Here is a 12,267-nt window from a genome sequence, read left to right on the forward strand (position 1 = left end):
ACCGGCGGGATCGCCTCGGTGTCGAGGGCCAGCTTGTAGTCGACCGCCGCCTCGATGATCGCGGCGGGCGCCACCCGGCTCGGGCTGTCGAAGTCGGCCGTGGTGCTCGACGGCTTCCCGGACTGACGCACTCAGCAGGTGATCTCGGTCTGCTGACCCGTCGGGCTGGTCGCGGCGTCGAGATCGGTCTTGCCGCCGGCCAGGTGCACGGCGATGCCGTCGTCGGTGACCTTCAGTTCCTGGGCGCGCAGGCCCAGCGGGTAGCTCTGCAGGCTCTCGGAGAAGGTGTCGATGATGCCCTGGACGAGGTCGGTGGGCAGGCCGATGCCGAGCAGCTGCGCGGACTTGGTCTCGATGGTGATGTTGCCGTCGCGGATCAGCGGTTGGACCTCGAGCTGGGCCAGCCCGCCGAGCACGTCGAGGGTGATCGCGCCGGTGGCGGCCGAGGACTTCACGCCGCTGACCATCGTGCCGAGGGTCTGGCGGATGCCGTCGTTGTTCCAGGTCACGTCGGCGGTGGAGCTGCCGATGGTGCCGCCGCCCGCGCCGCGGTCGGTGAGTTCGATGTCGTGGAATTTCGCGTGCACGACCATGCCGACGGCGGGGCCGAACTTGTTGTCCTCGCTGTCGACGGTCAGGGTGCCGACCTTGCCGTCCACATAGGACAGCAGGATCGGTTTGGCGCCGAAGCCGACATCGATCGACGATCCCATCTGCTGTTCGAAGGCGCCGCTGATGCAGCGCGAGATCTGGTGTCGCGCATAGGCTTCGGTGCCGCCGATGGCCGCGATGAGCAGAACGGCGACCACGGCCAACGCGATCACCAGCGGGCGGCGACCGATTCTGGGGCGAGTGGGTGTGTTCGTGGTCATGGCATCGAATTCTTCCCGATCTTTCTGTGTTCGCTCTGTGGACGCCGTGAAAGCCTTCCCAGCAAACTGTGACCTGGCGCACTCCGGCCCGCGTACCCTGGGGGGATGACTGGCGAGGACGCACGCCGGGTGGCGGGGACGGCGGATCACCGGTGGCGGGTGCTGCGGCGGTTGGCGGGGCGGCACGCGGGCTACTTCACCACCCGACAGGTCCTGCGCACCGGCTGCGAACAGCAGGTCAGGGCCGCGCTCGGGGACGGGACGGTGACCAGGGCCGGGGTCGGGATGATGCGGTTGGGGCAGTGGCGGGCGGGACCGCTCGACGAGTACGCGATGTGGGCGGCCTGGTTCGACGGGGCGGCGGCGGTGGCCTATCAGAGCGCGGCCGAACTGCACGGGCTCGGACGGTTGCAGCCGCGGTTTCTGCACCTGTCGGTGTCGGCGGGGCGGCCGCCGGTGACCCCGCGCCTGGTGCTCACGCGGCGCAGGCTCGGCGACGGGGATGTGGAGTCCGCGGGGCCGTTCCTGGTGACGACGCCGGTGCGCACGGTGCTGGATCTGGCCGAGACCGAGATCGCGCAGTCGGCGTTGGACGAGGTGGTGGCCGACGCGGTGGCGATCCATCGGTGCGATACCGACGAGATCTGGTGGGGCGGGCAGCAATTGGCTACGCGGGCGGCCTCACGGGTGCGGCGGGCGTTGAGCCGGGTCTGAGGGGGCGACGGCGTCCCACGGCACCGACAGGACGCAGTCACGCATGCGACGGTTGTAGGCACGGATCGGAAAACCGTTGTCGCGCAACAGTTTCGCGGTTTCGCGCCAGCGGATGCGGGGGCCGTAGGGCGCCATCGGGGCCGCGCGGTCCCAGGCTCGATCGGCGGCGGTGAGCAGGGTGTGGATCTTCTCGCCGGGAATGTTGCGGTGGATCAACACCTTCGGCAGGCGCTCGGCGATGTCGGAGGGGCGGTCGACGGTGAACGGATCCCAGGCCAGGGTGAGTGAGCGGGGGCGGTGTCGGTCGAGCAGGACCCAGGCGCAGCGGCGGCCGAGTTCGTCGCAGGTGCCGTCGACGAGTAGGCCGTCGGGGGCGAGGTTGTCCTGGATGCGCGACCAGGCGTCGCCGACGGCGTCCTCGGGGTATTGGCGCAGGACGTTGAAGGCGCGCACGAGGGTGGGGCGCAGGCCCGCCAGCTCGAAGCCGCCACGGGCGAAGCGGACGCCGTCGCGCGGCGGCACCACGCGCGCCGGGTCGATCTCGAGGCCGACCACCTCGAGGTCGGGGCGCACGGTGCGCAGGCGGGCGGCGAGCTCGAAGGTCGTCCATGGTGCGGCGCCGTAGCCGAGATCCACGACCAGGGGGGTGGGGGCTTCGCGCAGGGTCGTGCGGACCAGGTCGTCGTTGACGAGCCAGCGGTCGCTGCGGCGCAGCCGGTTGACCCCGGTGGTACCGCGGGTGATGGTGCCGACCGGGGGAGGGGTCTTGCGGGTCGGGGCCACGGGTGAACTCGGGTCAGACCGGCTTGTCGGCGGTCTTGTCGTCGAGGTAGCGCAGGGTCTCCTCCTGCTCGGCGCGGAACAGGTCCACCAGGTTCACCAGCATGAGCTGCTCGAGGCGCGGGCCGACCATCGGGATGAAGACCTTGGCGGTGGGGGAGAAGCGCACGGTGGCGCCGGTCTCGGTGGGGAACAGGCGGATGGTGCCGTTGAGGCTGCCCGGACCCGCGGGGATCGAGGCGGAGAACTTGCCCTCGGTCTCGTCGTGGGCGAACGGGCCCCAGCTCTCCTTGCGGGTGATCACCATGTCCTTGCGCATGACGGTCTGGGCGATCTCGGGCAGCATCTCGCGCGGCAGGGTGTGGTGCAGGACGACGTCGATGCTGTCGTCGGTGACGTCGAGGCTGACCACTTCGTTGTGCGGCGCGTACTTGCGCATCTCGGCCACGCGCGCCTCCCAGTAATCCCTGTCCCGCAGTGCCGCGTAGAGCTCTTCGGTGGTGTGCAGGGGGTAGCGGGCGGAGTAGTCCAATCGGCGTGCCATGCCAGAACACGTTACGGGGTTGGGCCGGGCTCCGGGGCGAGAGGTGGGTTCGGGGTCAGAGGGTGATGCCGACCGTGACCGGTTCGGGTTCGAGGGTCACGCCGAAGCGTTCGGCGACGCCCGCGCGCACGGTGCGGGCCAGGGCCACGATGTCGGCGGCGGTGGCGGCGCCGCGGTTGGTGAGGGCCAGGGTGTGCTTGGTCGAGAGGCGGGCGGGGGCGGGCTCGCCGGGGAAACCCTTGGCGAAACCGGCGCGCTCGATCAGCCAGCCCGCGGAGAGCTTGGTGCCGTCGGGGGCGGGGTAGGTGGGGACCTTGGCGTCGCCGACATGGGCGGTGATCGCGGCCATGACCTCGGGGAGGCGCTCGGCGGGGACCACGGGGTTGGTGAAGAAGGAGCCCGCGCTCCAGGTGTCGTGGTCGGTGGGGTTCAGGACCATGCCCTTGCCCGCGCGCAGGCGCAGGACCTCGGTGCGGACCTGGTCGACCGGGCGGGTCTCGCCGTCGGCGGCATCGAGGGCTTTCGCCAGTTCGCCGTAGCGCAGGGGGGCGCTGCGGCCGGTGGGGTCGAGGGCGAAGTCGACGGCCAGGATCACGCCGTCGTCGCTGTGCTTGAGCACGCTGGTGCGGTAGCCGAAGCCGAGTTCGGCGGGTTCGACCCAGCGGACCTCGCCGGTCTTGCGGTCGAGCAGGTGGACTCGGCGCAGGAGGGAGGCCACCTCGACGCCGTAGGCGCCGACGTTCTGGACGGGCGTGGCGCCGGCCGAGCCGGGGATGCCGGACAGGCACTCGAGACCGCCGAGTCCGGCCGCGACGGTGTCGGCGACGACGGTGTCCCAGGGCGCGCCCGCCTCGGCGAGCACGCCGTCGGCGGCGAGGTCGATGCCCGTGGTGGCGATCCGCACGACCACGCCGTCGAACCCGGCGTCGTCGATGAGCAGATTCGACCCGCCCGCCACCAGCAGCACCGGGATATCGGCCGCGTCCAGGGTTTTCACCGTGGCGACCAGGGAGTCGGTGCTCGCGCATTCGGCCAGCAGCGCGGGGCCACCCACCCGCAGGGTCGTCAATTCGGACAAACGCACCGAATCGCGGACCGTCGCGCCGGTCTCGGCAAGCAGGTCACGCAGCTGATCGGAGGACACCACCCGTGTTGTACGCACGTTCGCAGACGGTACCGTGTCCGGCATGGCTACACCTCTGGCGTTCACTGCCGGCTACACGCATTCCGTCGACGCGGTGCGCGCCGCGTACTCCGACGAGCAGTACTGGAAGGCCCGGATCGCCGAGGTCGGCGGCCCCGGTGCCCGGCTCGACGGATTCGCCGTCGACGGCGACCAGGTCCGTATCCAGATGGTGCAGGCAATCCCCGCCGATCAGCTCCCGCCCGCCATCACCGCCGTGCGCCCCGGTGACCTGGTCATTCCGCGCACCGAGAGCTACACCGGCACCGGCGGCACCTTCGAGGCCCACGTCGACGGCGCGCCCGCGGTGGTACGCGGCACCGTGACCCTGGCCCCCGACGGCGGCACCGGGTCCACCAGCGCGATCAACGGCACCATCGAGGTGAAGATCCCGCTGTTCGGCGGCAAGATCGAAGCGGCCATCTCGGAGCGGCTGATCGAACTGCTCGGCAACGAGGCCACCTTCACCGAGGAATGGTTGAACCGGAAGTAGTTCCCCGGTCCCGGTGAGCGCTGTCACGGGGTGGGTGTCGGTGGCTCGGCGTACATTCGGGACGTGAGCACAGATGCGGTAACCGGGTTGTTGCGGGCGCGTGCGGCGAGACGCCGTGCGGCCCCGCGTGGTTCGGGTGGGCTGGGTGTTCTCGGTGCTCGCTCTGTGGTTGCCGTGTTCTTGCTCGCGGTGCTTCTGGTGATGACGGGCTGTTCCGGTGACTCGCCCGGTGGTGGGTCGCCGGCGGCCAGTTCGGGCGCGCAGGTCACGCTCGCGCCTGCCGCCGGGGCCGACGAGGTGGCGCCGCTCGCGCCGGTGTCGGTGACGGTGGCCGACGGCACGATCGAGCAGATCGCGCTCACCAACGCCGAGGGCAAGCAGATCGCCGGGCAGCTCAGTCCCGACCGCACCTCCTATCGGATCGGTGAACCGCTCGGGTACGGGGCCACCTACACGTGGTCGGGAACGGCCGTGGGCGCGGCGGCGAAGACCGTGCCGATCGAGGGCTCGTTCACCACGCTCACGCCCGACTCGACCATTCCGGCCACCATCAATATCGGCGACGGGCAGGAAGTCGGGATCGCGGCGCCGATCATCGTGAAATTCGCCGGGGCGGTGACCGACAAGGCGGCGGCGGAGAAGGCGCTCACCGTCACCACCGAGCCCGGGGTCGAGGGATCGTGGGCGTGGTTGCCCGACGACAACGGGTCGCGGGCGCACTGGCGGCCGAAGAACTACTGGACGCCGGGGACCACCGTGCAGGTGGCGGCGAAGCTCTACGGGGTGGATCTCGGCGGCGGGGCGTACGGGGAGTCCGATGTGACCTCCGATTTCACGATCGGGCGCAGTCAGATCGTGCTCGCGAACGCGCCGAGCCATCGGATGCAGGTGGTGCGCGACGGGGCCACGATCTTCGACTTCGCGGTGTCCTACGGGGAGGGCAACGAGGCGCGCAATGTGACGCGCTCGGGGGTGCACGTGGTCACCGAGAAGTACGAGGACTTCATGATGTCGAATCCGCCGTACTACACCAATGTTCGGGAGCGCTGGGCCGTGCGGATCTCGAACAACGGTGAGTTCATCCACGCCAATCCCGAATCGCTGTCGGCGCAGGGGTCCTCGAATGTGACCAACGGGTGCATCAATCTCTCGCCCGCTGACGCGCAGGCCTATTTCCCGACCGCTCTCTACGGTGATCCGGTGGAGGTGACGGGTACCTCGATCGAGTTGTCGCAGGCCGATGGGGATATCTACGACTGGGCGATCGATTGGGAGACATGGAAGTCGATGTCGGCGTTGCCCGCGGGGACCGCGGTGTCCGCGCCGCGCTGATCGCGTAGCGGGCGCTACATCGTCGGCTGTGTGGCGGGGAGCCAGCGGGGGTGGTTGGCGTCGATGACGTAGGCGTGGGTGTGCTGGTAGTGGCGGGGGCCGATCTTGATCGCGTCGACCAGGATGGCCGGGTCCACCGTGCCCAGTTCGTGGACGTGGGTGATCTCGGTGGGGTCGTGGCGGGGCCAGGAGTGGAGTGCGGCTGCGGTGCCGAGGGTGGCGATCGCGGCGAGGACGGCCCAGGTGGTGGTGAAGCCGGCCGTGGTGGCCAGCCACCCGGTGATCGGGTAGGTGAGCAGCCAGGCCAGGTGGGAGAGGGAGAACTGGGCGGCGAACAGGGCGGGGCGGTCTTCGGGGTGGGCCGAGCGGCGCAGGACGCGGCCGGTGGGGGTGAGGATCAGGGCGGTGCCCGCGCCGATGGTGGCCCAGGTGCTCAGGGCGGCGGGCCAGTGCCAGGGGCCGGTGGGCAGGGTCGATAGCGTCAAGGCGGCGGCCAGGCCGGTGAGTAGGAACGCGGCGCCGGTGAGCATGACCGGGCGCTCGCCGCGGCGGTCGAGGATTCGCGGCAGGGCGAGGGCGACGAGCATGGTGCCCAGGCCGTTGGCGGCCAGAAGCACGGCCACGCCGGACTGGTCGGCGCCGAGTACGTCGCGCGCGTAGTTCACCGTGTTGATCATGACCACCGAACCCGCCGCGGCGACCACGAGATTCAGACCGAGCAGACCGCGCAGGCGCGGAGTCGCGGCGAACAGGCGCAGGCCGGCCACCAGGCGTTCGGTGATCGCGCCGTCGGCGGCGGCCGCGTTCGGGATGCGCGCGGCCGCGACCAGCGCGAGCGAGATCGCGAAGCCGAGTCCGGTGCCGACGAACAACCAGTGGAAGCTGATCAGGCTCAGGGCCAGCGCGGCCAGCATGGGACTGAGCAGAGTTTCCATGGTCGCGGCGAGCTGGGCGGCCGAGAGCGCCCTCGTGTAGTCGCGCTCATCGGGCAGGATGTCGGGGAGAACGGCCTGGTAGGTGGGGGTATAGGCGGCCGAGGCGAGTTGCAGCAGCGTGATGAGGACGTAGATCTGCCAGATCTGGTCCACGAACGGCAGCGCGACCACGATGACGCCACGAATCCCGTTGAGCGCCATCAGAAATCGCCTACGCGGCAGCCGCCCGGCATAGGCGCCCGCGATCGGGGCGACGATCACGTAGACGACCATCTTCAGGGTGAGCGCGGTCCCGAGCACGATGGCCGCGTCACCACCCGCCAACTCGTAGGCGAGCAGCCCCAGCGCCACGGTGGTCAAGCCGGTGCCGAACAGGGCCGCAACCTGGGCGGTGAAGAGCAGACGGTAATCACGATGCGCGAACAGTGCGGTGCTCATGTGCCGCCTCCCCAATCTGCTTATCTGCGTATGAACGCAATAACAAGCATAGGAGGCTCAGCTATTCCCGTGGCTTTTCCCAGACGCGATAACTGATCTCGCACGAACATGGGTAACTCACCGGGCACGCCCGAAACTGGTCACGTACTGACCCGCATGCCCGATGCGAGACGCAACCCGCCTCCCCGCTGTCGGCAAAAATCGCGGAGAGGCGGGACAGTGGAGAGGCGGGACAGTGGAGAGGCGGGACAGCGGAGAGGCGGACCAACCAGCTGTCAGGACTCCGCGGACTCGTTCGCGCGTTCCTTGCTCAGGGCGTGGGTTTCGTCGACGCTCAGGCCGTGCTGTTTGGCGAGCAGGTCGCGGATCTCGATGAGGAGTTCGGTTTCGGTGGGCTCGGCGGCCTTGGTGGTGCCGAAGCGGTTCTTGAGGGTGGTCATCGGCAGCATGAGCACGAAGTACAGCACCGCGGCGACCATCGCGAAGTCGATGAACGCGGTGATGATCGGGCCGATGGCGATGAAGGTGGCGGGCTTGCCCGCGATCAGCTGGACGCCAAGGCCCAGTTCGTTGCTCGAGCCGAACACGGCCAGCAGCGGGGTGACCACGCCCTTGGTGACCGCGGTGACGACGGCGGTGAACGCGGTGCCCATCACCACGGCCACGGCGAGGTCGATGACGTTTCCGCGCATCAGGAAATCTTTGAACCCGCTGAAAACGGACTTGAAACCGGGCATCGGCGTACTACTCCTAGGACTGGCTAACGGCAAACGCGCACGTTAACGCACATTCGCACGTTATGGCGAATCGGCGGCAATGCCGGAAGGGATCGTCCTCAGTATCAATTCCGGCCGCTCAGCTCGCCACTCGAACGCCTCAGCTGTCCTCGGGGTGGGTGGCGCGTCTCACGTCAGCGACGGGCGAACGAGCCCGGTCCGGCCTGGTCGCGGGGCTTGACGACGATGGTGTCGAGATTGACGTGCGGGGGCCGGGAGGCGACGAAACCGACGATCTCGGCGATGTCGGCGGCGTAGAGCGGGTCGATGCCCTCGTAGACCTTGGCGGCGCGTTCGGTGTCGCCGTCGAAGCGGACCAGCGAGAACTCGGTCTCGACCGCGCCGGGGGCGATCTCGGTGAGCCGGACCGGTTGGCCGAGCAGTTCGCCGCGCAGGGTGCGGTGCACGGCGCCCTGGGCGTGCTTGGCCGAGGTGTAGCCCGAGCCGTTGTCGTAGGTGTGCTGGGCGGCGATGGAGGTGATGGTGACGATCAGGCCGTCCCCGGAGGCGATGAGTTTGGGCAGCAGGGCCTTGGTGATGCGCAGGGTGCCCAGCACGTTGGTCTCCCACATCCAGCGCCAGTCGTCGAGGTCGGCGTCGAGTACGGTCGCCAGGCCCTTCGCGCCGCCCGCGTTGTTGACCAGCACGTCGACGTGGTCGACGGCGTCGGTGAACGCGCGCACCGAGTCCTCGGAGGTGACGTCGAGTTCGAGTGCGATGCCGCCGATCTCCCGCGCCAACCGCTGCACCCGGTCGAACCGGCGGGCGCCCAGGTAGACGTGGTAACCCTGCGCGGCCAGTTCGCGGGCGGTGGCTTCACCGATTCCCGAGCTGGCTCCGGTGACGACGGCGGTGCGATTGCTCATGTTGGTCGATCCTATTAGCCGCGGATTCGCGCTCGCCATGACTGCGATCACGGTGATGTGAAACGTGGTTAGCCTGTCGGTATGGCTATTCGTGATGCGGTCGGTGCGGACGGGACGAGGATCGTCTACCGGGTGGAAGGCGAGGGGAGACCGCTGGTGCTCCTGCACGGGTGGGCGGGGAATCTGCGCTGCTGGGGTGCGGCGGCGAGCGATCTGGCGCGGCGGTATCGGGTGATCGCGGTGGATCTGCGCGGGCACGGCTACTCCGACGATCCGGAGACCGGCTACGACGATCCGACGGCGTGGGCCGGTGATGTGGCCGCGGTGCTGGCGGCGGAGGGGATCGACGCGGGGGCGGTGCTGCTTGGCTGGTCCTACGGCGGAATCGTCGCCACGGATTACCTCGCCACCTACGGGACCTCGGCGGTCGCGGGGGTCGTCTACTGCGGGGCGACCGCCCATATCGGGCCCGAGGTGCCGGGTGCGGCGGTGGGACCGGCGATGGCGAAGGCGATTCCGGGGGTGTTCGACGAGGCGGCCGGTCGGGCGGTGCGCGCGTTCGCGGTGTTCGGCAACGCCAATACCGGGCCGGGCGCGGACAAGGGGCCCGACGCGCAGCGGTTGTTCGGCGGGAGTCTGGCGACGGCGCCGTCGGTGCGCAAGGCGCTGTTCTATCGCACGGTCGACAACACCGAAACGTTGCGCGCCCTTGATGTTCCGGTGTTGGTGCTGCACGGTGTCGAGGATCCGGTGGTGCCCGCCGACAACGGTCGCTACATCGTCGAGACCGCTCCTGACGCGCGCGGGTCGTTCTGGGAGGGGGCCCAGCACGGGCTGTTCATCGAGGATCGGGAGCGCTTCGTCGCCGAGGTCAGCGAGTTCATCGACGCGCTCTAGGGGTTCGCCGCCCCGAAAATCTGTGACTTGGCAATGTTTCAGAAATGTGTCCGGGGCGGGTGAGGTCGCCCTACTCTGTGCTCGACGGCCATGTCGGCGGCCGGGCATGGAGGTGGCGCATGGGCGTCTTGACGCGGTGTGTGCTGGCGTTCGCGGCGGGGGTGGCGTGCGTCGCCCCGGCCGCGCAGGCGAGCCCGATCCCGGATTCGGCGCGGTTGATCTCGGCGCAGCCGGGACCCGGGCGGGTGGTCGAGTTGACGGTGTACTCGGCGGCGATGGGCAAGTCGGTGACCGTGGCGGTGCTGCCCGCCGCCGATCGCGCGGTGGCGGCGCCGGTGCTGTATCTACTCAACGGTGTGGACGGCGGCGCGGGGCCGAGTGCGGGGTGGCGCGACGGCGGGAACTGGCTGACCCGCACCGACGCCGAGGAATTCTTCGCCGACAAGCAGGTCACCGTCGTGATGCCGATCGGCGGGGCGGGCAGTTACTACGCCGACTGGCAGGCCGACGACCCCGTGCTCGGGCGCCAGCGCTGGACGACCTTCCTCACCCGCGAGTTACCCGGCGTCGTCGACACCGAATTCCGCGGCACCGGCGTGAACGCCGTGGCGGGAGTGTCGATGGCGGGCACCGCGGCCTTCCAGCTCGCGCTGGCCGCGCCGAAGCTCTACCGGGCCGCGGGTTCCTACAGCGGTTGCGTGTCCACGAGTGGGCCGCAGGGGCACATGATGGTCAATACCGTCGTCGCCGGGCAGAAGGGCGATCCGGTGAATCTGTGGGGGCGGCCCGGCGATCCGCGCTGGGCGGCCCATGATCCCTTCGTGCACGCCGATCGGCTGCGCGGGCTGGCGCTGTACGTGTCCTCGGGCAACGGGATGGCGGGCGGGCTCGACACCGTCGACGGGCCGGGGGTGGATGGCGATTCGATGAAGCTGGTGGATCAGCTGGTCATCGGCGGGATCCTCGACGCGGTCACCGCGATGTGCACCCAGCAGTTGGCCGGTCGGTTGCGCGAGCTGGACATCCCGGTCACGGTGGATCTGCGGCCGAACGGGACACACTCGTGGGGATACTGGCGCAATGATTTGCGTCGGTCGTGGCCGCTGTTCGCCACGGCGTTGCGCGTGCGCTGAACGCGCGAAATTTCCTGTCTCGCGGAATTATTCGCAGGATTTGTCACGCCGAAATTAGCAATTGCTGGCAATGTCGCACGCGGCATCTGAGCAGGTAGTGGCGGTGGTGTGATTGGTCTGCGGCACCGATGTGATCGGCTCGTGATTGTACTCGCGCACAACAGCTTTTGATCGAACAGGTCCGCGTCGAATCTTCTGGTAATCGTCACAGACTTCTGTGAAATAGGTGAGTAGCGTTCGCCTGATGTCGTTGGATCACAGATGGAGACGAGCATTTACGCGTCGAGATCGGAGTTCGATGATGGTGGGCGCGCGCGTGGTCGTGGCGGTACTCGCCCTGGTGTGCGGTGCTGTCGTCGGGGCGTTTCCGGTGGGTGCCGAGCCGGGGGCGGCACGGATCGAGGATCGCGCCGAACAGGCCGACCGCACGATCGACGTGGGCGTGTACTCGCCGGCGATGGACATGGTCACGCGGGTGCGTGTGCTGCGCGCCGCCGATCCGAACGCGCCCGCGCCGACGCTGTACCTGCTCAACGGTGTGGGCGGCGGCAGTGACGGGAACTGGCTCGATCGCACCGATGTGGTGGAGTTCTTCCGCGACAAACAGGTCAATGTGGTGATCCCGTTCGGCGGGGCGGGCAGCTACTTCACCGACTGGCGCGCCAACGATCCCGTGCTGGGCAAACCTCGGTGGGCAACATTTCTCACCAAGGAACTGCCGCCGGTGATCGACGCCGAATTCCACGGCACCGGCGCCAACGCCATCGCGGGACTGTCGATGGCGGGCACCTCGGTGTTCCAGCTCGCGCTCGCCGAACCGGGGCTGTACCGGGCGATCGGGTCCTACAGCGGGTGCGTGCGCACCAGCGACCCCCGCGGACAGGCCATCGTGCGCACCGTGGTGGGCAGCCGGATGGGCAACGCGGTCAATATGTGGGGTCCGCCCACCGACCCGGCCTGGACGGCCAACGACCCCTATCTCCAGGCCGAATCGTTCCGTGGCACCGAGGTCTACATCTCCTCCGGCAACGGACTGCCCGGCCCGTTCGACACCCCCGCCGCCGAACGTGACCCGATGCAGTTGCTCACCCAGGTGCTCTTCGGCGGCTCCCTCGAGGCCGTGACCAATCTGTGCACCCAGCAGTTACGCGATCGGCTCCAACAGCTCGGCATCCCGGCCACGGTGGACCTGCGGCCCAACGGCACGCACTCGTGGGGCTATTGGGAACAGGACATGCACAAATCCTGGCCGGTGTTCGAGGCGGCGCTGACGAAGGCGCTGTGACAGCTGTCACCGATCCGGG

Annotated in this window: 13 protein-coding genes and 1 pseudogene; 7 read left to right on the forward strand and 7 right to left on the reverse strand. The window is 69.1% G+C overall.

Annotation, left to right across the window (positions count from 1 at the left end; all coding sequences use genetic code 11):
• Positions 1-42: 42 nt before the first annotated feature.
• Positions 43-126 (forward strand): annotated as a pseudogene (locus ACFP3H_RS21470) (2-deoxyribose-5-phosphate aldolase); the annotation flags it as partial.
• 5 nt (positions 127-131) lie between these two features.
• Here the strand turns inward: ACFP3H_RS21470 and ACFP3H_RS21475 are convergent.
• Positions 132-872 (reverse strand): LmeA family phospholipid-binding protein, encoded by a 741-nt coding sequence (locus ACFP3H_RS21475; protein WP_378608718.1) that lies wholly within the window; start codon positions 870-872, stop codon positions 132-134.
• A 105-nt stretch (positions 873-977) separates the two neighbouring features.
• On the opposite strand from ACFP3H_RS21475, the gene ACFP3H_RS21480 reads away from it, so the two are divergent.
• Positions 978-1,586, forward strand: coding sequence for a hypothetical protein (locus tag ACFP3H_RS21480; RefSeq protein ID WP_378608719.1), 609 nt, complete (start codon positions 978-980; stop codon positions 1,584-1,586).
• Here ACFP3H_RS21480 and ACFP3H_RS21485 read toward each other — a convergent pair.
• Genes ACFP3H_RS21485 through ACFP3H_RS21495 form a run of 3 tightly spaced genes read right to left on the reverse strand, consistent with a single transcriptional unit; the run spans position 1,554 to position 4,099 of the window.
• A complete protein-coding gene (locus ACFP3H_RS21485) occupies positions 1,554-2,369 on the reverse strand; it encodes a class I SAM-dependent methyltransferase (RefSeq protein WP_378608720.1) in 816 nt (271 codons plus the stop codon). The two genes, ACFP3H_RS21480 and ACFP3H_RS21485, sit on opposite strands and share 33 nt — an antisense overlap.
• A 13-nt stretch (positions 2,370-2,382) precedes the next feature.
• Positions 2,383-2,910, reverse strand: a complete 528-nt coding sequence (locus ACFP3H_RS21490; protein WP_378608721.1) for a DUF2505 domain-containing protein — start codon at positions 2,908-2,910, stop codon at positions 2,383-2,385.
• A 55-nt stretch (positions 2,911-2,965) separates the two neighbouring features.
• Positions 2,966-4,099 (reverse strand): UDP-N-acetylmuramate dehydrogenase, encoded by a 1,134-nt coding sequence (locus tag ACFP3H_RS21495; RefSeq protein ID WP_378608723.1) that lies wholly within the window; start codon positions 4,097-4,099, stop codon positions 2,966-2,968.
• Between ACFP3H_RS21495 and ACFP3H_RS21500 the strand changes: the two genes are divergently transcribed.
• Together ACFP3H_RS21500 and ACFP3H_RS21505 are read left to right on the forward strand one after the other, a co-directional pair.
• Entirely contained in the window at positions 4,098-4,586 is a 489-nt protein-coding gene (locus tag ACFP3H_RS21500) for a DUF2505 domain-containing protein (protein WP_378608725.1), read from the forward strand. The genes ACFP3H_RS21495 and ACFP3H_RS21500 overlap by 2 nt on opposite strands.
• Positions 4,587-4,787: 201 nt before the next feature.
• Positions 4,788-5,918, forward strand: coding sequence for a L,D-transpeptidase (locus tag ACFP3H_RS21505; RefSeq protein ID WP_378608867.1), 1,131 nt, complete (start codon positions 4,788-4,790; stop codon positions 5,916-5,918).
• A gap of 14 nt (positions 5,919-5,932) precedes the next feature.
• Here the strand turns inward: ACFP3H_RS21505 and ACFP3H_RS21510 are convergent, their stop codons facing one another.
• From ACFP3H_RS21510 to ACFP3H_RS21520, 3 genes are all read right to left on the reverse strand, one after another.
• Positions 5,933-7,291, reverse strand: a complete 1,359-nt coding sequence (locus ACFP3H_RS21510) for an MFS transporter (protein ID WP_378608726.1) — start codon at positions 7,289-7,291, stop codon at positions 5,933-5,935.
• A 275-nt stretch (positions 7,292-7,566) separates the two neighbouring features.
• Complete coding sequence (mscL, locus tag ACFP3H_RS21515; RefSeq protein WP_378608728.1) at positions 7,567-8,028, reverse strand: large conductance mechanosensitive channel protein MscL; 462 nt, start codon at positions 8,026-8,028, stop codon at positions 7,567-7,569.
• A gap of 173 nt (positions 8,029-8,201) precedes the next feature.
• Positions 8,202-8,933: an SDR family NAD(P)-dependent oxidoreductase gene (locus tag ACFP3H_RS21520; protein ID WP_378608729.1), complete on the reverse strand. Its 732-nt coding sequence runs from the start codon at positions 8,931-8,933 to the stop codon at positions 8,202-8,204.
• Between the two features lie 81 nt (positions 8,934-9,014).
• On the opposite strand from ACFP3H_RS21520, the gene ACFP3H_RS21525 reads away from it, so the two are divergent.
• The 3 genes from ACFP3H_RS21525 to ACFP3H_RS21535 all read left to right on the forward strand — a co-directional run bounded on the left by ACFP3H_RS21525 (position 9,015) and on the right by ACFP3H_RS21535 (position 12,248).
• Positions 9,015-9,830, forward strand: a complete 816-nt coding sequence (locus tag ACFP3H_RS21525; protein ID WP_378608731.1) for an alpha/beta fold hydrolase — start codon at positions 9,015-9,017, stop codon at positions 9,828-9,830.
• A 119-nt stretch (positions 9,831-9,949) separates the two neighbouring features.
• A complete protein-coding gene (locus ACFP3H_RS21530) occupies positions 9,950-10,963 on the forward strand; it encodes an alpha/beta hydrolase (protein WP_378608733.1) in 1,014 nt (337 codons plus the stop codon).
• 298 nt (positions 10,964-11,261) lie between these two features.
• Positions 11,262-12,248, forward strand: a complete 987-nt coding sequence (locus ACFP3H_RS21535; RefSeq protein WP_378608734.1) for an alpha/beta hydrolase — start codon at positions 11,262-11,264, stop codon at positions 12,246-12,248.
• Positions 12,249-12,267: the final 19 nt, after the last annotated feature.

The sequence above is a fragment of the Nocardia lasii genome (assembly GCF_042658545.1).
In the GTDB taxonomy this organism is placed as follows: Bacteria; Actinomycetota; Actinomycetes; order Mycobacteriales; family Mycobacteriaceae; genus Nocardia; species Nocardia lasii.